The following is a 23,120-nucleotide window of genomic DNA, read 5'->3' on the forward strand; positions in this document are numbered from 1 at the left end:
GTCGCCCGTCAGGGTAATTCCCGCGCGGAGGGGTGAGAACACAGGGTAAGACATGCTGGGGACAACCGAGGGGCGATACACTCAAAGCCGACGCTCTGCGCGGCGCACAGGGGCCAGCACTGGCCTTAGCGGCGCTCGTGTCGCAACATAACGATCAACTCGGTCATGAGGCCCTCTGGCTCAATGTAACGCCGCCGCGCGCGCCTTAGGCTCTCTGCCTTCGGGGTTATTTGCAGGTCACTCTGAGTTGCATACTGGCAGCCGTCCATGCACGCGAACGTATTCCCAGATCAGCCGCCGCTCGGCATAGGCGATGTAGGGGCGCAAGATTTCCGGCTTTGTGTCGATACCTTCCGGCAGGTGAACCGACACGAACAGATCGGATGCGTCGCCGTTGAACACACCGTGGAAGGTAACACCACCAGCATGTCCTTTCAGTCCGGTCATAGCTGACCTATTGAACGTGCGGATACGGTTGCGGATACCTTTCGCACCCCAAGTTCGCCCAATGTAGACAGTGTTGTCAGGCTTGCCGCGGGCAATGACGTAAACACCTGCGCGATCTGGCAGGGTTTTGCGCTCATCCCATGCGATAGGATTGGACAGTGAAAGTTCCAACAGACCCCGATCCGCGAGCGCCCTCGCAATTGACTGGTGATCGGGGTGTTAGAAAACCGCACGTACACGGTCCCTGCGCCTTTAGCCGGGGCCTGTTGTATAACACAGGCACCCCGACCATAGGGTCAAAGGTGTTCAGTCGATTTCTCGACCTAGTACGTGCGGGGTTTCTAAGCCCCAACATGGCCGCGTCTGCCATGTCGAGATCAGTGGTAGCAGCAATCTAAGAGAAGCTAAAGATGTTGTGGGGTTGTCCCTGACACGCTTGCTGATCTCGTCTTATCGATCTGCATCAGAAATCTAGGAGATCGAAATGTCCGACATCATCACGCTTAAAGCCCTTTGCGAAGAACTCAAGATCGACCCACGCGAAGCTCGCGAACGTCTGCGCGCCGCCGCCAGTGACGCCAAGGCGAACCCCGAACTGGCGAAAGCCCGCAAGCCGCGTTCGCCTTGGCAATGGGTGAAGGGGTCTAAAGCTCTGCAAGACGCTCAGAAGGTGCTCAGGTCTAACCCATAGCCACAAATCTGTTGAAAAGGCATGTGAACTTGCAGTTGATGCCTTCGCAGCCCATCAATGCGCACGACATAAGTAAGCGCGGCATGTTGTGCAAGAGACGAGAATACGACATAATGATAGTGCTGCAAGCAACGACGCGCTTGTCAATTTTTCGTTGCGCAATCAAAATCAAAAAGGCCGCGACGGGGAACTCACATGCTGTCAGAAAATGATGTAGAACCACTATTTGATATCAGTGCCCTGTATCGTCACTACGCCGCACTTGAGCAGAGCATTCAGGTAAATGAGCAATCCACTAAAACCACCTATCGGTCGCCCGTAAACTTCATTGAGTCGATGCAAAAACCGAGGCATCGGTGGTTTCCATACAAAGAAGGCTTTTCACCCTCTTTTGTAGAGGATTTTCTAACTGCAGGCGTATCGATCAAAGATGGATTGATATTGGACCCATTTTCAGGTTCAGGCACTACGGCACTGGTAGCCGGAGAAAAGGGGCTTCGTGGATTGGGTTACGATGTAAGTCCATTAACTGATTTCGTCGCGAGGACAAAGGCCGTAACAATGAGTGCGGCAGAGCTGAATGACTTCAAGAGCCACCTTGAGGGGTTTGCCAAATCAGCACTCGATAAGCGTGCGCCCACACCGGATAACGAAACGGTCAACCGCTATTTTGAACCTGTCGTTTTGGATGCGCTAATGAGGGTGAAAGGCTATTATTTGCAAATTGACTGCCCTAAGGCAAAGTCACTATTCAAGCTGGCTTTTCTAACCGCAATCGAGCCGTTTTCGACGCATAGAAAAGCCGGTAATGGCGTGAAGAAGAAGACCAATTATTCTTTTCTCGAGTCGAGCCAAGATAGCATCCGTGTCTTAAAAAATTTCATACTTGAAAAGTTGGAGATGTTTGCTCTTGATATCGAGCAAACGTCAAGGTTTTCTCCACCTAAATTTCTTCAACAGTCGTGCTTAGGTTCCGCTCTGCCGAGTGAAGTTGAGGACGTAAGCGCCGTACTGACTTCTCCGCCTTATGCAAATTGTTTCGACTATAGCAAAATTTACATGTCGGAACTTTGGATGGGGGACTTTTTCTCATCTAAAATGGATCAAAAGAATTTCCGAGAGGCCTCTGTTCGCTCTCACGTCCACGCGACTTGGTCCGATAGATATACCGAATTTGGGGTTCCTGTTGTCGATGACATTATCAGGCCCTACATCGAAACACAAAAATTATGGTCTCCGAGGATAGGAAGTATGCTGTCTGGGTATTTTGCCGATCTGGGAAACCTTCTCACAAACCTGAAGCCTAGGCTTCGGAGCAACGCCAAGTTGGGTTTTGTTGTGGGAAATTCGTTCTATGGCGGCGTTGCGATTGCAACCGATCTTCTATTGGCAGAACTAGGTAGAAGCAAAGGCTATGTCGTGGAGGAAGTCCGAGTGTACCGGGGGATCATCCCCTCTTCCCAACAGTACCAAAAATTGGGGAACAACCGTAAGTACATGCGCGAAAGCATGGTCGTTCTCCGGAGACTGTAGATGGAAATCACAACTACGTTTAGAGAACTGCAGTGGGGAGCTGAAATCCAGTTTCCCAACAGTCGCGGCCTATCAAAATCACCTCATTTCGTCGGAGGCAGGTATCCTTGTCGAAGCGTAGCGTTCGTACCCAGGATAATCATAGATGACTTTTCTGGGACCGCAGAAAATTTCAGTATTCTTGACCCGTTCATGGGGTCGGGAACTACTGCGATCGAAGCTGTTCGCCGCGCAAATTCAGTGCATGGAGTGGAAGTTGACCCGTACGCGCGATTGATAGCAACGGTGGCCGCCCGGAAGTATTCCCAAGACGAAATTCAAGAACTAGAATCACTGGTGTTAGAAATAGGTTCAAAAGTTGATAGCCAGAAGCCCGATAAGGCTCTGCTTCCAGAGCTGAAGAACATCAATTACTGGTTTGGAGAAACAAACTTCTCTGAACTTTTGAAATTAAAGTCTGCAATATTTGATGCTACCAACGAGGGAATGGCGCGTGATTTTCTGCTGGCCGCTTTCGGCGACATTATTCGCGCCTGCTCGAAAGCCGAAAGGCAATCCCTCAAGCCTTACATTTCAAAAAAGTACGTGAAACAACCCAAGCCCGTACTGGCAGAATTCTTGAGAATTGCGCCAAAGTATGTACAAGCAGTCGCGCAGAGCAGCGACCACAAATGTGATGGAATTATCTGGGAAGGGCAGGATGCAACGGAATTCGGCACTTCTAAGTCAATTGACCTCGCAATAACATCGCCCCCCTACATCAACGCGATGGACTACACACGCTGCATCAAGCTGGAAAGCGCATGGATTGGCACAGCCGACGACGCCGCAATTCGCGCAGTTCGCAACGCACAACTCGGTGAAAGCGTTCGACGCCACCAAGTAACCGATGATGAATTCATTTCTTCAATTGCGATCAAACACTTTGGCGATCTTGAGGCAATCGATGAGGTGAAATTCAAGACAGCTTTAGCTTTTTTTGATGATATGAAAGGGAATCTGAGATCGGTATTCAATTCTTTGAAAGCCGGAGGCATCTACTACATCATCATAGGGAACAGCAAAATTCGCGGCATCGATGTTCCCACTCATCTGGCAATCGCAGACATCGCAACTGAACTTGGCTACAAGTGGGAAAAATACTTCCAGTATCGGATCAAAGATCATCGCACATCCATCCCTCGCGGAGATCGAGGCGGAAAGATTGAATTTGAGCATGTACTTGGTTTGGTAAAACCCTAAAACTCATTCCCTTACTGCCTACGGCATGGCATCTTTCTTGAAGAGATAGATTCTATGCTGGCAAGGTGCGATGGCGGTAAATTCACAGTTCCTGTTCTTCTATATTGATGAGCTGATCAAACATCATTGGGTAGACTGGCTTGAGGGGCCACTCGCCTCGATACCAGCAGATGAGCATAAGGGCTTGCGTGGGTTCCAAGGAGCGGTAGGCGATACAGGGGCTGGGCCGAGAACGCGAGCCGGGGAAGCTTACCAGCTAGGCATTCTCTCCGGTCGTATCGTTAAACCTCAAGTCGCAGGCGCTGCGTTTCCATCCGGATGGCAAAGTGTAATTGAGGGGCGCGTTCCGGCAACAAGACTCGGATTCTATTCATATGTTATTGGCAAGGCGCTGCGCGAAAACCCTAGCGACCCGAACCTTGAGCGTGCGCTCGACTGCTTAGCTAGTATTTTCATTCTGCACATCGGCTTTAAGGTAGATGAACGATGGTTCAACACTGTGCTTATCTTCCAGTTTGCACTCAATCAATTGGAGAGTTCCTTAAAGCGTGAGTTGAGCAACAGGGAGATTAGGTATCTCTCCGCAGCAGTAATCCACACCCTTAACAGCGATGAACGTAAGCTGTTGCTTGAGCCTTACATCTCTGACCAACAGATCACAGGTCTTCGACTCGATCTTAAGGACTCACCCATTCAATATTTTAAGCTAGCTGATTTAGTTACAATCGTTGAGGAAAATAAGATAAAAACTGGCGCATTCAAAAAAGACAAAGCATCTTTGTTTTGGGCCGACCCAACTCGGGGTATTTTCTCTCGCGCGGCACGCTCGCAAGGCACCCAAGTGATCCAAGAGTTGATGAAGGTCGATCAAGGGCTTGCAGGTTTGGGCAAGGAAAACCTTTTGAATGAAACCCTTGATGCAATTCAAGCTAATGTCGACAATATTGGGATTTTCTCTGTTGCCGATGAGAAGTTTACAGATTTCCCACAGCTTTTGAACGAATGGCAAGACTTAGAGGCTGAACTGTTCGATGCAACCAATAAGGCGGCGGAGTCTGTCGAACTAGATACAGCACCGCCGCTGTGGTCGTTGTCACAGAAAGAAATTCGTGGAACGGTACAGGCGAAAGTGGCCCGGCTTCCGGCCGCTGGTCAAAACAAGCCAGCCGCAGCGATGAATGCAAGCGATACTGAACTCGAACAGGCCGGCCAGACATCAGAAAATAGTAAGTCCCCAAATAAGACTACCTCTCCGAAACTTGTGCTGCCAGACGACGAAGCTATTCAAGATATTCTTGATCGGGAATTCGATCAAATTATGGAACAACCGCCAGTCGCCGACACCAAACCCAAAAAGGCAAGCGAACCGGGTAAGGCACGTGCAAAAAAGACGGACTATGCAGAGAAGGACGCCCGAAATCGGAAGTTGGGGGAATCGGGAGAGCTGTTCATACTCAGATATGAGATTCAAAAGCTCATTCGCGCTGGTCAGAGTGAATTGGCTAAGCGTGTAAGTTGGGTATCCAAAGAACTTGGGGATGGTCTTGGCTATGACATCAGGTCGTTTGAAATTGATGGAAGTGAAATTTTCTTAGAGGTGAAGACAACCACAAGCGGTAGAGCCGCCCCATTTTTTGTGTCGGCCAACGAAGTCTCTGTGTCTGAAGTGAAAGGTGCTTCTTATCGTTTGGTAAGAGTATACGGCTTTCCCAATCAGCCCCGATTTTTCACGCTAAACGGCAGCCTGTCAGTCTCGCTTCAGCTTGAAGCCACGTCTTATCGCGCTCGAGTTTGATTGAGTTGTTTTTCTAGTTAGCCACTCTTCTACGGCGATCTGATGATAGCTATTTGCTACCCCAATGATACCCAAGACGAAGCTGGGCTCATCTTCAAAATTCGAGGCCAAGCCTAATACATTGCTTTTACTTGGTAAAAATGGTTCCCGGGGGCGGAATCGAACCACCGACACGAGGATTTTCAATTTTCCTAGGTTTCCATTCAGACTCTCGCAACTTGCTGCGAGCCGACGCAAAAAGTCTTTAGCTTCAATACTGTGTGGTCTCCAATCAATCGCAGGGAAAACCAGTCCGTTTCATTCAAGCTCACCACTCTCGGCACCCATCAGGCACCCAGCGGCCACACTTACTGGCCATAACGCTCCAAAAAAGCTTGTTTTTTTGGCTTCCCCATTTCGGGTTTCAGGCGAGTGGAATGGTCGATATCCTAGACCCTAGTTCACCTGTCCTATCGTTTTGAAAGTTCCCGCATATTGAGCCGTTTACAACAAAAACCGCTGGTAGGGTTTTTCCTCAACCCCTTTGGAAAACATGCCAAGTACATGGAGTACGATGGGAGCGAGATTGTCGTGCAGGCCAAGCCTTTGGTCTCCGGCACGCTGAGAGAACTAGCGTCCGCTCCAACAGTTGAGAATGGGTTTTGGGGTGCGTCTCTAACGCTCCGATTGGATGACCAACCAGTACACGTGCTCAAGGGCGCTCGACCCAAAGACGCGGTCAATTTCTCGAACGCCATTCGTGCGGACTGGGAAGCGACCATTCAGGCCGATCTTGAACAAAGTCGTGCACTCATTGATGCATTGGTGCTGGAAATTGGAGAGCTTTCTAACCCAGCGACCTACCCGGCAGCGTGCGTGGTGTCTCCAATACTGGAGCGCGCTAATGGTCTCGATCAGCGTCTTCTTTCCAAGCTACCACAAGAGGCTCTAGAGGATACACATCGGGATCAAATCGATAAAATACAGGGATTTGTACGAAACGCGCGGCACATACGACAGCAAGCGATTTCAGCTTTTGAGGAACGTCAGCTGGTCGAGTGGACAGATTTCTTCGAAACGTTTGAAAGCAACCCACTGACACCTGAACAACGGCAATCAATCGTTTCTGATGAAGATGCGACTCTGGTCTTGGCAGGCGCCGGTTCAGGGAAAACCAGCGTCATTACTGCCAAAGCAGGCTACTTACTGAAGTCTGGTTCTCGGAAACCAGAAGAAGTGCTGCTTCTGGCGTTTGCCAGAGACGCTGCCAGAGAGATGAGTGAACGGATCGAGGCCAGGTGTGGGGAGCCTTTGGAAGCCCGTACTTTCCATTCGCTGGCCTATGACATCATAGGGGCCGTCGAAGGAAGCAAGCCAGCATTGGCTGCCCATGCCACTGACGACAAGGCCTACCTTGCCTTGATCCGAGACATCCTGAGGGCTTTGGTCCGAACGGCATCAGAAGTGTCAAAGTCCATTGTGGGCTGGTTCTCCCACACCCGTTTGGAAGAAAAAAGTGAGTGGGATTTCAAGAAAAAGCACAGTTACTACACTTACATTGAAAAGCTCGATCTTCGCACCCTTCAAGGGGAGCAGGTTAAAAGCTTTGAAGAGTTGATGATTGCCAACTGGCTGTATGAGAACGGCATCGAATACGAGTACGAACCCGACTACGAGCATAAGGTTTCCGAAGGTGGCTTCCGTGACTACTGTCCAGATTTCCGATTAACAAAAAGCGGCATCTACATTGAGCACTTTGGGGTTCGCCGTACAAAACTGGCGGACGGCACCTATCGCCTTAAAACAGCGCCATTCGTAGACCGCGAAGAATACCTCGCTGGCATGGACTGGAAGCGCGGTGTCCACGCCGAGCACGAAACGACTTTGATCGAAACGTTCAGCTATGAGCGAGAAACCGGTTCGCTGCTGGAAGCGCTCGCTGAGAAAATTTCTCCCTACGAAACGGTCAACCCAAGATCACCAGAAACGCTCTTCGACAAGGTGGTGGAGCTAAACCAAGCCGACAGTTTTGTGCAGCTGCTTGGAACCTTCTTGAAGCACTACAAAGGTGGTGGATACCACATCAACGAATGCGCCGAGAAAGGGCGGGTCTTGAAACTTGGCAAACGTGCCAAGGCGTTCCTGTCAATCTTTGAGCCTGTCTATTTGGAGTACCAAAAACAGTTAAACGGACGGATCGACTTTGAAGATATGATCCTTCGTGCCACCAAGTATGCCGAGACAGGAGAGTATGTCAGCCCGTTCAAACACATCTTGGTAGATGAGTTTCAGGATATATCCCGTAGCCGAGGGCGCTTGGTCAAAGCACTAAAAGCCCAACACAGTGATGCACGCATTTTCGCAGTTGGCGATGACTGGCAGTCGATCTACCGATTTGCCGGGTCCGACATCAACCTCATGCGAAATTTCGGCGACGAGTTTGGGGGCGTATTTGATGGGCAATCTGGTGTTCATCGCACCGTTGATCTTGGAAGGACTTTCCGTTCAGTCGATCAGATTGCACATGCTGCAAAGAGGTTTGTGCTTCAAAACCCAGCTCAATTGAACAAAACAGTGATACCCGCTGGCACGTCCGATGTGCCTGCGTTGAAAGTTGTCTCTACAATCAAAGCCGATGAGAAAAGCAAGCTGGAGCAAGTGCTTCACTCGTTGCAAGGGACAGCTCAACGAAAGCAGCCAGTATCGGTTTTGTTGCTTGGCCGTTATCGACACTTAGCCCCATCCAATCTCGCGCAACTGCGTCGCAAGTTCCCTGATCTGGATATTTCGTTTCGCACGATCCACGCATCAAAGGGGCTAGAGGCAGATCACGTGGTGATCCTGAACATGTTTCGCGGCCGTACAGGCTTTCCGTCAGAAATTGTTGACGACCCACTCCTAAGCCTTGTTTCGCCGGCGGCAGAGCCATTTGAGAATGCCGAAGAACGCCGAGTTATGTATGTGGCGCTGACACGCGCCCGAAAATCCGTGACTCTCATGGGGTCAGCTTCAAAACAATCGGCTTTCGTTTCCGAGTTGTTGGATGACCCTGAGTACGGGACAACCGGCGCTGACGACCAAGTAGAATTCAACCATACCTGCGGCGAATGTGGTGGGCATCTGGTTCCGGTCCCAACGAAAGATGGACGAACTTGGTACAGGTGTGAACATGCCACTCTCTGCGGGCATTCTCTGAACGCTTGTGCTTCCTGTGGCGTTGGTCTGCCAGTACGGAACAAAAGCACAGGCTCGAGCAAGTGTTCCTGCGGTGCCGAATACCAGAGTTGCCCCAGTTGTGAAGATGGCTGGCTGGTCGAAAGGAAAGGCCGACATGGCGCGTTTCTTGGATGTGTCAGCTACCCACGCTGCAAGGGCAAGGCGAAGGTCTCCAAGTCGCAGATTTGAATTCATCAGCATGCCCAAAGCCAGAAAGGCCTTTATGGAAGCACAGTTTACAAACCAAATTGCACTTCGAAGGAACAGCTGGTCTAGAAGCTGGTACTCAACTCAAAAATGTGTTCCGCTGCATTTGACCGACGTCTGTATTCAAGTCTCTCGTAAAAGTAGCTCTTTGACAAAAACATGAAACGCATATCCTTCTTTGTCGGCCCCAACGGGTGTGGAAAAACCAGAAGGCTGGTGAAAGCGGCGCGTTCGAGTGGGAAATGGCCCAAACGCACTGCAGCGGTAGCAAATACGCCGTTTGTACGGTTTGAGCGAAGCAGCAAAAATCGAAAGGTTTTTCGAGTTTCCCCCGCTGGAATCACCAAGGTGGTCTCTGAAAACCTCAGAAACTTCTTTGATTCTGACGGCCGAGATACCTTTGACGTTTCAGACCTGCTCGAAGCTATAGGCTTTCACCCTGTAGTTGAACTCGAGGTTAAGCTGAGCAGGGCTAGGGATTTCGATCTTAGACAAATTACTTCCGATCCATTTGAGGTCGAGGCCATCAACTCGGCGTTAGACGTCCTACGCTCTGAAGGAGGTGGTCGGTTCGAATTATCCAGGTACTCAGATTCCTTCACGCGCAGCCTGCGTGGGAGGAACAGAATTCTGTTCAAATACATCCAAGAATTGAAACGTGCAAAACTTGTTTCTTCCTATTCTCTTATCTTCCACCATCGTGAGCGAGTTCCCCAGATTTTTGCTGAGTTAAGCTCTGGCGAGCAAACGCTCATATCGACTTTTCTTTTCATACGCTCAGCGCTTCCAGACTTAGGAGCGCTCTTTGTCGATGAGCCCGAGAACAGCCTGCATCCCGAATGGCAACGTCAATACTTGGAAATGTTGCACATGGCATTAGGATACCATGAAGCGAAGATTTATTTGGCTACACACTCACCTGTTTTGGTTTCTGGAGCATTGTCCAGCTACGGCAATGATGTTGAGGTGATCAGGGTGGATGGGGACAAAGAGCATCTAGTTGATATCAGACAAAAGTTTGGGCCTGAAAGTGTCGAAGAAATTCTTTGGGAAGCATTCGAAACGATCACTCCCGTGAGCCATTTTCTTAGTATTGAATTGTCACGAATTCTGCAAAACTTGACGGATGGTCGAATCAATCAGCAGGAAGCGGAAGAAGAAATCGCACACTTCAAAAGCCGCTCTTATGACCGAACGCAACGAGAATTGCTCGACCGCGTCACGCAAAACCTAGAAAAGTTCCTACCCAATGCCTGAGATGACTGAGCAAGAAGCACAAGACTTTGTTGAGCAGGTTTTGGATCAAGATGAACGCAGCGCCATAGAAGTTGCGCTGGCGTCAGAAAATCCATGGAAACATGACAACTTTGACGATCCTATTAAGACCAACTTGGTAACAGCCAAGGTCAAAATCAAAGACTTTCACTTTGGACGTGTCTCAAGGAAATGCTGCTACTGTCGCCGCTCTCTCGAAGACGCGTCGATTGAAACCGATAGAGAGCACATCATTCCCAAGGGTAAGAAGAAGTCCTTATCGTATGACATCTTTAATTTGTCGCTCGCCTGCAAACGTTGCAATATGACGTACAAAGGCGAGAAGGTCGATCATATTGTAGAAGTTGATACTATCGAAGCTGACTGTCGGAACCCAGACCGATACCTCATTCCTCATCCGAACATTCATTCATATGAAGATCATTTAATCAGGGTTTCGGTTCAATATGGCGCTCAACAATTCACTTCATACAGGCGCATAACTCCACAAGGTCAGTTTTTGTATGATTTCGTAAGGCTAGATCAGCTTTGCGTCGATGAACTCGACATCGCCCAAGGCGGCAAGAAGGTTGACGAGGTCGTTGCCCAAATTCTCGAAATACCATTAGATGGCGCCTGACACTGGGCACTTCTTCGCGTTGGCGCCAAGCCACAGCCTCGCTTCTCAGGTCAAGCTAAATCTGCTTTCTTCATTCCCTTTCAAACCATACCCTGACACGCGGATCCTGGGTGTCTTACGATGTCTGTATGAAACAGATGCTGACAACCAAATCACTCGATGCGATGCCTCCGGCGACCACCAAACGGTACGAGGTGCGCGACCAGAAAGTAAACGGCCTACATGTGCGTGTGTCGACCACAGGTGCTAAGGTTTTCTATACGATGGCGCGTCCGAACGGCTCGCGTAAGCGCATCAAAATCGGCCCTTACCCTGTGGTCTCCCTAGCCGACGCCAGACGCAAAGCGATGGAAGTCGCCCGTGATGTCGAGTTGGGCGAGTTCGAAAAGGCCCCTGAGGTTTCAGAGGCATCGGCCCTGACGCTGGGCGAGATGATCCCCAAGTTCATCGAGCTTCACGCGAAGCCCAACACCAAGGATTGGAAGCGCACCGAAAGCGTTCTGCACAAGTTCGACGGGTTGAAGGATCGGTCCATCGATCAGATCAAGCGGCAGGATGTCAGCAAGGTGCTGGACGGCATCATCGCCAACGGCACGCCGACACGCGCAAATCGGGCGCTCTCAGCAATCAAGAAGCTCATGAACTGGTGCGTCATGCGTGGTGACATTGAAACGTCGCCTGTGGCTCTCCTCAGGCCGCCCACGCGCGAAATTCCTCGTGATCGCGTACTCAATGATGATGAAATTCGAACGATCTGGCAACAGAGCGACGTCGAGGGCTACCCGTTCGGTCCTTTCCTCAAATTGCTGATGTTGACAGGGCAGCGACGGGCAGAAGTGTCTGACATGCGCTGGTCTGAACTCAATCTTGATGAGGGTATTTGGGAACTTCCAGCGAGCCGTGTGAAAAACGCCCGCTTGCACATCGTCCCCCTGCCTCCACAGGCCGTTGACATACTGCGATCCCTTCACAGGTTTCTCGATAGTGACTTCGTTTTCACGACGACTGGGCGTTCAGCGATATCTGGGTTCGGGCGCCTCAAGGAGCGTATCGAGGCGACGCTGCCCGAAAACACACCTGATTGGCGTTTCCATGATTTCAGGCGCACGGCCTCCACAGGTATGGCGAAGATCGGAGTGGCACCTCATGTGATCGATGCCGTGACCAATCACAAATCAGGGGTCGTCTCAGGCGTTGGCGCAACCTACAATCGCTATACGTATTTCAACGAGAAACGTGAGACGTTGGCTCTTTGGGCAGCGCATATAGACGAAGTTTTGAGAGGGTGACGTTTTGGCAGTAAACGATTTAGACAAGAGTCCTTTCGTCACCGTTCGCGAAGCTTTTGAGATTGTGGGCAAGGCTACGCTAGGTGACGATTGGCACGAAAGCGCGTTTGAGAAAGATGCATCAAGGCACAAGCTGGTGCTCACACGCTTGCGCAACATTCTCAGGTCAGGTGATGTCGCCGCGCATTGGCGCACGGAGGACCATGAAGCATCTGGCGAGCTTGAGCCTGTCGAGGTGGATCACGAGTTTTTTTCGATCCGTCTGCACGACGACACAGTGTTCCATGCTGGTGTCAACGAGCCTGTGCAGTGCAGAATCCACGCCAAACAGCTTGAACGCTGCTTACTTGATTTAGACGAGACCCAGCCGAGCTTCACTTCAGCCGAAGAGAGAAAATGCACAGAGTGGTTCGTCGATTTGATTTCCAACACTCTACAAGAACGACTCAAGGTCGCTGAAACTGAAAAACTGGCCAAAGACAAATTTGATAAGGTTTCAGGCGCTGGCATCAAACGCGCGCGCCTTTCTGCCGTCGAAAAGACAGGGAAGCATGATATTTTTCGTTCAGGCCGCCCCAAAATAAACCAATGAGCTAATTGGTTTTCGCCGTCTATTTAGCTCAGTTTGCCAGTGTTATGTCATTTTCAGACGTCCAATAGAGAATGCGCATTCTCCTTACTCAAACTGATAAGGAGTTACCAATGGCAGAGTTAGCCAAAAACACCAACAAGATCCTCTTTTCCCGAGATGATCTGAAAAAGCTTGGCATCTGGCAGTCAAATTCGACCCTGATCCGGCTCGAACAAGCTGGCCGTTTTCCTGTCCGCATTCGCCTTTCGGGTGCCTGTGTGTGCTGGGACCGCGAGGAGGTTTTGTCTTGGATTGAAGCTCGCAAGGCTGAACGCGCCTCGTGGCGCTATGCAGATGCGAGGTAAGCCATGATGGAAAATGAAACTCAAACTTTGGTCACGTTCGAACTCTTCAAACACCTCGGCCTCTACTACGCCCTTGGTGAAGTGCAAGAGCTTGAAAATCGGGGAGAATTCCCGAAGCAAGTTTTCCCCGGGTTTTGGGACGCTGAACAACTTGTAGCTTGGATTCAGGTCAACACTGACCGACTACCCCCAAAGCCAGACTAACACCAAAAATCGGGACAGGGCGAATTTGCGCCCCATCCCACACGTCCAAACTCAGCAGCAAAAAACTGACGCGCAAAAAGCGCGAACAGCGAAGCTGTGTCCAATCAAAGGAAATGACATGACACCGGAAATTGATGACTTCTTGACCCCCTCACTTTTTCAAGATGGCTGGCCAGATCGGACCACTGTCAAAGAACAGGACGAGTTTTTGTTCGCGATCTGGGGACCACAGGTATGGGACAGTGTGACGACCTACGCTTCTCTTTGTTTTCGCAAAAAGGGCTCGTCGCGAATGGTACAGGAGTTCGTGCAGGTCGATGATGACATGTGCCTGGCCGACATCCTGCGCTCCTACAGCCGACACGAGTGGGACCAGTATTTCAGCCCCAATACCTACACCAAGAAAAATCGAAAACTCTGCAGCGTCTTCTATGATTGCTGGTTTGGCTGGTGCGACGTGGACGAAGCCGATCCATTTGCATTCAATCCCGAACCATCAATTGTTTGGCAGACGTCGCCGGGTCGTACTCAGGCTCTCTGGTGCTGGGGCTGCCCTCACACGCCTGAGACAGCGTCTGCTTACTCAAAGGCGCTTGCGTATCGGTTCGGGGGCGACAAAGGGGGTAGCGCAGCGAACAAACTCCTGAGGATTCCGGGGTCATACAATCACAAGTCGGAATATGGGAAACCGTTCATCCCACTCTTGAAGTTTGATCCCACCTGTATGGATGAACGGCCCAAGCTGTTGGCCAGTCAGAGAGGCTCATACACGGTCAGTATTCGAGGTCAGGATTTGGACCCACATGCACACTCTAAATGGGAGGTGTGGAAAAAGTATCGGCGCAATCTGGACGCTTCGACTAGCTCGCTTATCAGGCACAACACGGTTCGCGCCCACGACCGGTCAAATCGGATTTTTGCGATGGTGGCCGGGCTTCACGAAGCCGGTGCATCTCTGAACGAAATCGCGAGTGTGATTTGGGCCAGCCCATATTTTCGAGACAAGCACGGCGACAACCTGAGCCGTCTTCAGCGCGAAATCCTCTTGATAATCGCGAAATTGGAGGATGCTAGATGACCTCCGAGAAGAAGGAGCAGTTTGTCGATCTGGACACCATCGACCCCAAGGAAGTCGAGTGGCTCTGGGAACCATTCATCCCGTTCAGCATGATCACGATCATGGAGGGTGACCCCGGTGTCGGTAAGTCATTCCTTGCGATGCAACTAGCCGTTCAGATCAGTATCGGTGGGGAATTGCCCGATGGGCAAAAGTTGGGGCGCGGTCGCGTCCTTTACCTCAGCGCCGAGGATGACGCAGCATATACGATCAGGCCGCGCATCGATGCGATGGGGGGCGATCCGTCACGCATTCGGGTTCAGGGTGACTTCCTGTCCTTGGACGAAAAAGGGCTGCAAGCGCTCATGCGAGAGGTGAAGCGTAAACCACCAGACCTGCTGATCCTCGACCCATTGTTTGCCTATATCCCAGCTGGTCAGGATATCTACAAGCCCAACGTGATCCGACAGCTTTTGTCTTTCCTGAAAGACATCGCAGAGGCTGGCGAAACGGCTGTGGTGATCATCCGGCACCTGACCAAGGCCAAGCACGACAAAGCCATCTACAGGGGTGGTGGGTCTATGGATGTGATCGGCGCGGCTAGATCGGCGTTTTTGGTCTGTGAGCACCCCAATGACAGTTCAACCAAGCTCGTCGTCCACATCAAACACAACATCGCAACGAGGGGACAAACGCAGAGCTATGAGATTGCTGGCGAAGAAGGAGGTATGGCAACCCTGAATTGGCTTGGGCCTTCGGATATCACAATCGATGACCTGATTTCGTCCGAAGGGGCACCCCGTATGTCGGCGCTGGATGAGGCGACCCAGTTCCTGCGTGTATTTCTCAAGCACGGCCCTGAGGCGTCCACCAAGGTTGAGAAAGAGGCTGCTGCACGCGATATCGCCGCCAAGACCTTGGAACGCGCAAGGCGTGCGCTGGGTGTCAGGTCGAAGAAGAAGGGGAAAGGTTGGTTCCTGTCGCTGCCAGACGAAGAATGACCACAGGTAGGATATGAAGTGCGCCAAGAACGCCAACATCGCCATTGTGATCATTGGCGCACTTCACCCCTCAAGTTCGTCACGATCATGCATGACGCCCTTGGCGATCTTGACGTTCTTGAAAATCGGCTGGGGGTCGAAAAACTCGGCAGTATGCATGACTGCATGTCTGCCCATAAGGCGCGCGCCGATAAAAAAACACCTCCCCCCATCCCCTTGTGGTCGACTTGCGCCAGCACTTCAGCAGGTCCACCCAAATACGCCCGAGAGCGACACGCGGACTATTGATCAGGCTGTTGGATGGAAGACGGACCCGAATAGCTGAGTCTTTTCAAGCGGCCCGTAAGCAGGACGACCTACAATTGCACATTTGGGTGCTGCATGGGTGGGTTTACTCATCGGCTAGAGCGTCTGGCACATCATTTTGAACCCACCCCTTTTTATGGAAATGACGAAGAACAATCGCACGGTTGTACAGGGGAAAGCCGATCCACAGACCGTTGGCTGTGATGAGCGACAGGATCGACCACAGGAACATACCTTTGAACAGATAATACAGGGGGCCGAACAGCAGGCACCACAGTCTGTGCCAGTTGCCTAATATCACCTTGCGTTGCCCATTGAAGGTCCATGTTGCCTCGATTGTCATGTCAAATTCTCCTGTGGTAAATTGTGGTCCATGCTTAATGCGATAAGAAAATTGGGGGCCTGCGTCAGGCGTAACCCCAGCGCCGCTGGCTGCCCTCGGTGTGATATGCGCAGGGTCTATGCAGAAAATGGCGCTTCCGGCGCTGCTGGCTCATTGTAACGCCGCCGCGCACGCGTTTCGCTCTACCTGCCGGGGATTTGTTGCAGATCATTCCGAGTTGCATAGGGGCAATCGCCCATGGTCCCTCACGAAATCCCATATCAGCTTGCGTTCGGCGTATGAGATGTAGGGATGTAAGATTTCTGGATTTGGATCGATGTCGTCGGCCAAATGCGTTCGAATGATCAAACCCTCAGTATCGCCGCACAACTTGCTATGGAATGTCAAACCGCCTGCATGGCCTTTCTTGCCAGTGGTGGCCGACCGATGAAATGTGCGAATGCGATTTTTGATGCCTTTTCGACCCCACGTCCTACCGATGTAAATGAGGTTGGCGATTTCACCCCTTGAGATCAGGTAGATGCCTGCACGCTCTGGCAGTGATGTACGATCTTCCCAAGGGATGGGTTCGGTGATGAGTAAATCCATTGCGCCCCGATCTGCGAGCGCCCTCGCAATGCTGACTGGTGATCGGGGTGTTAGAAAACCGCGCGAAGACGGTCCCTGCGCCTTTAGCCGGAACCTGTTGTATAACACAGGCACCCCGACCATAGGTCATGGGTGTTGCTGGTCGCCCAGCAACGTTTCTTCGCGAGGGGTTTCTAAGACCCAACGTGACCGCGTCTGCCACGTCGAAACCAGTGGTAGCAGCAATGCGAGAAAAGCTAAAGACGTTCTGGGGTTATCCCTGACAGCCCACTGGCGGGCGTCTTATCGATCTGCATCAGAAACTTAGGAGATCGACATGCCCGACATCATCACGCTTAAAGCCCTTTGCGAAGAACTCAAGATCGACCCGCGCGAGGCCCGCGAACGCCTGCGCGCCGCTGTCAGTGACGCCAAGGCGAACCCCGAACTGGCAAAGGCGCGGAAACCACGTGCGCCGTGGCAATGGGTGAAGGGTTCCAAAAGCTTAGCGGAAGCGAGGAAAGCACTGGCCAGCTAGATACAAACCTCAAGGTTGCAATAGCGCAATAGACAGGATGTCTCGCGAAACGGAATTGGTTGTTCAGATATAGTACTTAAACGGCTGCCGTTCCGCATTTTTCGCGCTGCCCATAACAAGAATATCGCCTACCTTATCGGCAAAGCGAATGGTGACGGGCAGACCGTCACTGTAGCTGGCAGAATTGAAGTTCACCTTTGTTAAAGACAGGATATCGTTGAGCACTGATCGCAGTGGTGGCGTAGGACCGGTAGATCGCAAGATCGTGACGAATAGTGGGTTGGGGGTCTCTGGTCCCATATAGGTGTCTATATGTGGCACGTATCCCGTTGACCAAAGATATCCGTTGCGTTCGTCTAGCAGAAGCGATGTACCCCGAATGCAGGGGTAATCGCCATCACGGAAAAGCTTGATTTCACCGCGAGTCGGCTGAATTCGAACGGCAACTAAGTTGGTGCCTTCTGGAGCGGCTTCGGAGAAGGCTTCCCATTCTTCATCACTGAACTTAGTTTTCCCATGAATGAACAGCTCCTGGGGATAGGCTCCGAACTTTGACTTGTAAGTTCTCAAGACCTGCTCAACCAATTGCTTTGCTGCTTTTTTTGAAAGATGGAACTCATAGCGATCTGTTGCCCATGGGCCATTGGCTCCGCGGAAAACGACCCCATCACCTTCGCTGAGAAACATCTGTGCCGCGCAGCAAGCATGATTTTCTTTGTTGTTCGGCAGCATTTTGAAGACGAGGCCGATATAACAAACACCCTCACGCATGGTGGCAACTTTCCAAGGCGGTTCGTCTTGGCTTTTGTAATAGAGGCCCGTCGCCAAATTCCATGCTACCGTTGCGCGATCTTGGGTGCCGCGTAGCGGATACCCTGCCTTATTGAGAAATTTGTCTGGCGCGAGCGTTGTTTCGCGCGTCAATTGACATGTCTGCCCTTCCTTCAGCAACTTAGCTTTCACCTGCCTATGGAAATCAGGAATGTCATCAAAAGCGCTTTCTGCACTCTGATCCAATACTGCAGCAAGGAGCGGTAGGTCACTCCGTATCTTTTGCCTTTTCGAGAATTCCCCGGGGGTGAGTTCTACTTTTCGACGATTGCCCTGCATGGGTCGACACCGTTCAAAGACTATCTCAGGCGTCACCAAAACCCAGACATCGATTTCGCGTTCTTCTTCACGGCAATGCTGAAGTAGAGGGTTCAGGAACAACTCGACGGTTTTTTGAACAGCTTCATGGTGATTTTCCAGAAGAGTGCGGTCTTCAATATCGCTCAAACTGAGCGAGTATGTCACAAGCCGGTCTGGATCGAGCGTGATGCCATAGGCTTCTTCTAGGCCAGGGAAGTCAGACAGGTGCGGGCGGAATTCTTTTTCTCGTTCGGTTCGAGGTGGCACTGGAATACCAGCATTGGCCAGTTCAAGCCAATCGCGAAACATTTTGATGCCGTCAGTTGTACCGATGACGCCCACGGAGATTTCGGCCCGTCGTGGGGCTCTATTTGGGCCGTACAGAAAAAGCCCATCCTTGGGGCTGTCGCTCTTTTGTTTGAAACCGAATTCCAGCTCAGGTTCATCGAGGTGAATGATTTCGAGCGAACGTTCAGAAAAATCCGTCATGCATCCTCCTCATCGAAATAACCGCCCAATGTCGTAGCATCGACTTCTTCTGCATCCTCTCCAAGTTTAAGGGTGTTATGCGCTGTGACAGGCGACGTAGCTTGAATTGGTGACCCATCGACAACAACGTCTTGATCTCCTCCGACGCGTAAAGAGATGTAGGGGCTTTCACCCATCAACAGCTCAAGGTAGGCCATCAGGCGACCATGCCATGCGCGGTTCCGCCACGCTCCACAAACCGATCTGCGCAATCGATGTTGCGCTTTGTGGTCATCGATCACTGGGCCTTTGTCTTTTCCTTTACTCTCAGAAAACAAGACTCGGCCCTTCAAGCGAATATGCGGGAATGGAAACAAACTGGGATGACCGCTAGTGCCATATTCCCATACCTTTCCGCGTGCTCGATTGCGAAGTACTGAAAGTCGCTGCTCACCTTGGCGACCCCATCGAACCCGCTTATTGAGTTCAATTTGATTGCGCGTCGCTGTAAAGGCCATTCCGTTCGAAAACTCGTAAGGCATAAAACCCATGGCCTTGGCATGAGCTTCCCAAGCTTGCCGAATGAGATTGACGACTACGCGCCGCGCATCGATTCTGTCGAAGTCTTTTTCGAGCCATCCATCTTCGACAAAGTCCAAAAAGGAAACTTCGCTACGAGTTACAAAAGATGCTCTGCCTGCAAAGTGCTCATCAAAATCATGTGGCGCAGCGAATGTCAGGAACCCCTTTTCAAAAGGTGCAGTCGGGAGTGAAAATTCTTTGATAATTTTGTTGGTGGCTTTCTCCGAAACAACACCTTTTGGCACGACGAAACGTATCGTATCCGGGACACTGAGAATACGAAGCCAGTTTGACGTCAGAACCTCCGGTTCTTTGATCAACTTGATTGCGCGGCGGCGTTGGTAAGCGGCCCACTCGGGCTGAATGGTGGGAGTTTGAAGCTTAGGCACTCCCTGACGCTCAAGTGATTTTAGCAATTTCGACAAACCTTGCGCCCATCCGGATTCAAAGTCGATGTATTGCAAGCTACCGATACCAAAAACTTTCTTGTAACGTTTCAGCTTAAGCGGAATGATGAAATTGGGGTCGTCCAATGAGCGCACAAGATCCTTGGCGATTTCGATCTCTTCGATTACACCGTCGCGAGCCAACGTCTCGTCGCTACAGCAGAGCAGCATTTTGACGGCGGAATCTTGAAGATTAGTGGTAATTTTTCGACGCCAGCCATCACCAGCATCTAGATCAAGAATATCAGCAAACACTTCATATCCATGGGCTTCCAAGCGTGTGGCAAGCCACAAGGCGAATGGATCATCTCCGGGTGTCGCTTTGGATATGAAAAGCTTAGTGCGCTGCGAATCTGGCTCAATTGTCATAAAGAGATTGTAGCGCCTGCATTGCACAACTTATAGGGGCTAACGTGAGTGATAACACAGGATACAGTCATTAGTTGGTGTCATCGTTAGGTGGGTATGAGTGAAACCCAGTGATATTCTGACCACCTGCCAGAATTGAGAGTTGGAAATGCCAGACAATCAAGAATTCGTGGAAGAGCTAAGAAAGCGATTTGCTCCTGAGATTGAACGACTAGACAAGATGGCTTTGAACCTAATTGCAGTGAATAATATCCGGTTCATCTACACCCAGCTGAAGACAATTGATGTCGAAATGACGATGGAGTTCTTTATGGAAGTAGAAGCGTTGACGACGGCGCTTGTTATTTCCTACGGGCGATTGTTTGCGAAGACTGCCGGAACGACCAAGCTCCGAAGAGTAGCAGTTCCAACAGATCTACGTTCGATACATGATGAGTTAATCGAATACCGAAACGAACGCTTTGCTCACCATGGCGGCCACGAAACTATTCAGACAGGGATCGAGCTAGAATTTGATGGCGAGAGCATCACTGTAAACCCGGTGATGCAAATCGGTTTCTGGGTCGGCGCTTCAAGGGCTTGGGAACCTCTGTTTGTCTGGCTAAGCGCCCATATGCTCGATGTTTTCAATGCTCAACTCGCTCATTTGAGCAAGGTCAGTGAAATAGATTGGTCCATGAACTATGGCGACCCGCCCGCGTGGGTAACTTAGCCTTTTAAGGCTAACCTGTCGTTTCAAATTCCAAAGCATGTACAGATGTCCGCAAAGCCGGTCTACGCCGTACAAATTAGTGATGTGGCGAAGTCGTCAAATGTGTATGCGCAATTCTCCAAGGATTTTGAGTTGGCCAAACAGCACCCATATGGCACCCAGCACAAATGTTGCAATGAGCAACCTGTGTACAAATACACTTAAGCTATTGTTTTTGTTTGATTTAAGTGGTGCCCGGGGGCGGAATCGAACCACCGACACGAGGATTTTCAATCCACTGCTCTACCCCTGAGCTACCCGGGCACGGGAACGACGATTGTCGTTGGGTGGGGGCGTTCTATGACGTGCCACAGGCAGTGTCCAGAGGCTATTTTAGGTTTTTTTCACTGCAGGCGGTTTAGAGTATTTTCTTCTGCGAACACATCCAATTCCAGACTTTCTGGTGCTTTTGACGGCAAAGCATAGGAACCGTTGAGCCACTTGGCCAGGTCTAGATCTGAGCAGCGCTTTGAGCAGAACGGGCGGTACTTTTGTGCCGACTGGTCTTGGCAGATGGGGCAGCTCATTTAAGAGCCTCGGACAAAAGCACGCGGCCGCGTTTGCGCTGCAGTTCGAAGTGACCCAAGGGAGTCCACCCAACAAGCGTCGTCTCTTCCGGGTCGGCGCGGAAGGCCGCGCGTAACGAGGTCTCAAAGCCCCGTCGGTCCTTCTTGGGCATCGGGGCTAGGTCCAGTGTGATCTGGCCGCCCAGTCCGCGAACGCGCAGCGCGCGGGGCAGGGCCTTGGCACAGGAAAAATTGACTTTTTGCCCGGCCGCCAACGAGGTGTCGCTGCCTGTGTTCACATCTACTGCAATTAGGGCGCGGGTGGGTTCGATGTACAGGTACCCGCCGCCAGGCAAGGGTTCGGCAATGCCTTGCGCCTGATCCAGCGCGTCCAGGACGCCGTGGTCTTCGAAACCGCCAGAGGTCGTGATCACTTCGGCCGGGTCAGTCCAGTCGCGCCAGGCGAGCGTATGGGGGCTATCGCCTTCGACAAGGCGGGCTATGTCAGAGCTCTCGTCGGACAGAACCCTGGCTGCTGTGTCAGCCATTTCGGCAATGTCGTCGCTGATGTCATCGATATCCGCCCCGGCGCAGGACGAGCGCACAATCAGGCCGTATTCGGATGCGCCCATTTCGCCATGAGCGATTTCCAGCAGACGGTCACGTTCATCCTCGTCCCGGATGCTGCGTGAGATGTTCAGTCCGGGCGCATCAGGTGTGACGATGGCATAGCGGCTTTTGAACAGAACCTTGGTGGTCACTGGAATGGCCTTGCCGGCTTCGGCGTAGCCGGTAACCTGCACCAAAAGCATGGCACCTGGCGCTAGCCCTTTGACCTGACGCAAAAAGGCGGGGCCATCCGGCGTGCTTAGGAACATTCCACCTTGGCCCTTCACGGGGCGATCAGCGCGCGCACGGTATATTGTGCCAGGGGCAGGGGCTTCGCTTGCGATCAGGAAATCTTCGAGCTTGCCATCCACCATCAACGCCGCAGCTTCGCGGCTGTTGATGTGGTCCAGAACGATTGTGCGGCCCTTCATGTGCGCTCCTGGTACAAGGGGTATCCTGCGGCCTGCAACAGGCTCGCAGTTTCTGATAGCGGTAGGCCCACGATACCGGTGAAAGAGCCGTTGATCCATGGGATGAAAGCCCCGGCGGCGCCTTGGATGGCATAGCCACCCGCTTTACCCCGCCAGTCGCCGGTGGCGAGGTAGGCGTTGATTTCGGCATCTGACAGGCGTTTGACTTTGACCTGGCTTACCACATCACGTTCCCACAACTTGTCGCCACGTCGTACGGCGACAGCGGTGATCACACGGTGGCGGCGGCCCGACAGGGAATGCAGGAATTCGGCAGCCTCGCCTGCATTCGCAGGCTTACCCATGATGCGACGACCCAAGGCCACGGTGGTGTCGGCGCAAAGGACAATATCGCCTGGCGCGGCCTCAACCGCCTGCACCTTTTCGCGCGCAATGCGGGCGCAATAAGGGCGTGGCAGCTCGCCCTTGGCCGGGTCTTCGTCGATGTCGGGGGGGCGGACGGCATCGGGCTGCACGCCAAGCTGCGCCAGCAGGTCCAACCGCCGCGGGCTGCCCGATCCGAGAATGAACGCCATGAGGCTG

The 23,120-nt window shown here is 51.7% G+C and carries 22 protein-coding genes and 1 tRNA gene; 14 read left to right on the forward strand and 9 right to left on the reverse strand.

The annotated features are described in order from the left end of the window. Positions 1 to 237: 237 nt before the first annotated feature. A complete protein-coding gene (locus G6R15_RS03580) occupies positions 238 to 618 on the reverse strand; it encodes a hypothetical protein (RefSeq protein ID WP_083101106.1) in 381 nt (126 codons plus the stop codon). A gap of 313 nt (positions 619 to 931) precedes the next feature. Between G6R15_RS03580 and G6R15_RS03585 the strand changes: the two genes are divergently transcribed. The 12 genes from G6R15_RS03585 (at position 932) to G6R15_RS03640 (ending at position 15,491) form a co-directional block, all read left to right on the forward strand. Then, positions 932 to 1,138 carry a hypothetical protein gene (locus G6R15_RS03585; RefSeq protein ID WP_164658409.1) on the forward strand — a complete coding sequence of 69 codons (207 nt, stop codon included), beginning with the start codon at positions 932 to 934 and terminating at the stop codon, positions 1,136 to 1,138. 195 nt (positions 1,139 to 1,333) lie between these two features. Then, positions 1,334 to 2,671: a DNA methyltransferase gene (locus G6R15_RS03590; protein WP_083101109.1), complete on the forward strand. Its 1,338-nt coding sequence runs from the start codon at positions 1,334 to 1,336 to the stop codon at positions 2,669 to 2,671. Next, positions 2,672 to 3,913, forward strand: a complete 1,242-nt coding sequence (locus tag G6R15_RS03595; protein ID WP_164658410.1) for a site-specific DNA-methyltransferase — start codon at positions 2,672 to 2,674, stop codon at positions 3,911 to 3,913. 70 nt (positions 3,914 to 3,983) lie between these two features. Next, the gene (locus G6R15_RS03600; RefSeq protein WP_083101111.1) at positions 3,984 to 5,708 is read left to right on the forward strand and encodes a DUF3883 domain-containing protein; all 1,725 of its coding nucleotides are present in this window, start codon (positions 3,984 to 3,986) and stop codon (positions 5,706 to 5,708) included. A 543-nt stretch (positions 5,709 to 6,251) separates the two neighbouring features. Next, on the forward strand, positions 6,252 to 9,092 hold the full coding sequence (locus G6R15_RS03605) for a UvrD-helicase domain-containing protein (protein ID WP_164659249.1): 2,841 nt from the start codon (positions 6,252 to 6,254) through the stop codon (positions 9,090 to 9,092). 177 nt (positions 9,093 to 9,269) lie between these two features. Beyond that, entirely contained in the window at positions 9,270 to 10,367 is a 1,098-nt protein-coding gene (locus G6R15_RS03610; protein WP_164658411.1) for an ATP-binding protein, read from the forward strand. Next, on the forward strand, positions 10,360 to 11,004 hold the full coding sequence (locus tag G6R15_RS03615; RefSeq protein WP_164658412.1) for an HNH endonuclease: 645 nt from the start codon (positions 10,360 to 10,362) through the stop codon (positions 11,002 to 11,004). Before G6R15_RS03610 ends, G6R15_RS03615 begins: the two co-directional genes overlap by 8 nt. Before the next feature lie 137 nt (positions 11,005 to 11,141). Beyond that, entirely contained in the window at positions 11,142 to 12,293 is a 1,152-nt protein-coding gene (locus G6R15_RS03620; RefSeq protein ID WP_255456151.1) for a site-specific integrase, read from the forward strand. A 4-nt stretch (positions 12,294 to 12,297) separates the two neighbouring features. Further along, positions 12,298 to 12,885 carry a hypothetical protein gene (locus G6R15_RS03625; protein ID WP_164658414.1) on the forward strand — a complete coding sequence of 196 codons (588 nt, stop codon included), beginning with the start codon at positions 12,298 to 12,300 and terminating at the stop codon, positions 12,883 to 12,885. A 110-nt stretch (positions 12,886 to 12,995) separates the two neighbouring features. Further along, a complete protein-coding gene (locus tag G6R15_RS03630) occupies positions 12,996 to 13,229 on the forward strand; it encodes an AlpA family transcriptional regulator (RefSeq protein ID WP_164658415.1) in 234 nt (77 codons plus the stop codon). Between the two features lie 322 nt (positions 13,230 to 13,551). Beyond that, positions 13,552 to 14,511 carry a DNA-primase RepB domain-containing protein gene (locus tag G6R15_RS03635; protein ID WP_164658416.1) on the forward strand — a complete coding sequence of 320 codons (960 nt, stop codon included), beginning with the start codon at positions 13,552 to 13,554 and terminating at the stop codon, positions 14,509 to 14,511. Next, complete coding sequence (locus G6R15_RS03640; protein ID WP_164658417.1) at positions 14,508 to 15,491, forward strand: AAA family ATPase; 984 nt, start codon at positions 14,508 to 14,510, stop codon at positions 15,489 to 15,491. Before G6R15_RS03635 ends, G6R15_RS03640 begins: the two co-directional genes overlap by 4 nt. 391 nt (positions 15,492 to 15,882) lie before the next feature. Here the strand turns inward: G6R15_RS03640 and G6R15_RS03645 are convergent, their stop codons facing one another. Together G6R15_RS03645 and G6R15_RS03650 are read right to left on the reverse strand one after the other, a co-directional pair. Beyond that, positions 15,883 to 16,140: a hypothetical protein gene (locus G6R15_RS03645; protein WP_164658418.1), complete on the reverse strand. Its 258-nt coding sequence runs from the start codon at positions 16,138 to 16,140 to the stop codon at positions 15,883 to 15,885. A gap of 207 nt (positions 16,141 to 16,347) precedes the next feature. Continuing rightward, on the reverse strand, positions 16,348 to 16,728 hold the full coding sequence (locus G6R15_RS03650; RefSeq protein WP_164658419.1) for a hypothetical protein: 381 nt from the start codon (positions 16,726 to 16,728) through the stop codon (positions 16,348 to 16,350). 316 nt (positions 16,729 to 17,044) lie between these two features. On the opposite strand from G6R15_RS03650, the gene G6R15_RS03655 reads away from it, so the two are divergent. Next, complete coding sequence (locus G6R15_RS03655) at positions 17,045 to 17,245, forward strand: hypothetical protein (RefSeq protein WP_164658420.1); 201 nt, start codon at positions 17,045 to 17,047, stop codon at positions 17,243 to 17,245. Positions 17,246 to 17,308: 63 nt separating this feature from the next. Here the strand turns inward: G6R15_RS03655 and G6R15_RS03660 are convergent, their stop codons facing one another. Continuing rightward, positions 17,309 to 18,865 (reverse strand): hypothetical protein, encoded by a 1,557-nt coding sequence (locus G6R15_RS03660; RefSeq protein ID WP_164658421.1) that lies wholly within the window; start codon positions 18,863 to 18,865, stop codon positions 17,309 to 17,311. Next, entirely contained in the window at positions 18,862 to 20,241 is a 1,380-nt protein-coding gene (locus G6R15_RS03665; protein ID WP_164658422.1) for a toll/interleukin-1 receptor domain-containing protein, read from the reverse strand. Before G6R15_RS03665 ends, G6R15_RS03660 begins: the two co-directional genes overlap by 4 nt. Positions 20,242 to 20,389: 148 nt before the next feature. Here G6R15_RS03665 and G6R15_RS03670 point away from each other — a divergent pair, with 148 nt between their 5' ends. Further along, positions 20,390 to 20,953, forward strand: coding sequence for a hypothetical protein (locus G6R15_RS03670; protein WP_164658423.1), 564 nt, complete (start codon positions 20,390 to 20,392; stop codon positions 20,951 to 20,953). A gap of 228 nt (positions 20,954 to 21,181) precedes the next feature. Here G6R15_RS03670 and G6R15_RS03675 read toward each other — a convergent pair. From G6R15_RS03675 to G6R15_RS03690, 4 genes are all read right to left on the reverse strand, one after another. Beyond that, a tRNA-Phe gene (locus G6R15_RS03675) sits at positions 21,182 to 21,256 on the reverse strand. 80 nt (positions 21,257 to 21,336) lie between these two features. Beyond that, positions 21,337 to 21,519, reverse strand: coding sequence for a DNA gyrase inhibitor YacG (locus G6R15_RS03680; RefSeq protein ID WP_164658424.1), 183 nt, complete (start codon positions 21,517 to 21,519; stop codon positions 21,337 to 21,339). Next, the gene (locus tag G6R15_RS03685; RefSeq protein WP_164658425.1) at positions 21,516 to 22,538 is read right to left on the reverse strand and encodes a ribonuclease E/G; all 1,023 of its coding nucleotides are present in this window, start codon (positions 22,536 to 22,538) and stop codon (positions 21,516 to 21,518) included. Before G6R15_RS03685 ends, G6R15_RS03680 begins: the two co-directional genes overlap by 4 nt. Next, positions 22,535 to 23,113, reverse strand: coding sequence for a nucleoside triphosphate pyrophosphatase (locus G6R15_RS03690; RefSeq protein WP_164658426.1), 579 nt, complete (start codon positions 23,111 to 23,113; stop codon positions 22,535 to 22,537). Before G6R15_RS03690 ends, G6R15_RS03685 begins: the two co-directional genes overlap by 4 nt. Positions 23,114 to 23,120: the final 7 nt, after the last annotated feature.

Origin of the sequence: Tropicibacter sp. Alg240-R139 (assembly GCF_900537075.1) — a bacterium.
Classification (GTDB): Bacteria; Pseudomonadota; Alphaproteobacteria; order Rhodobacterales; family Rhodobacteraceae; genus Falsiruegeria.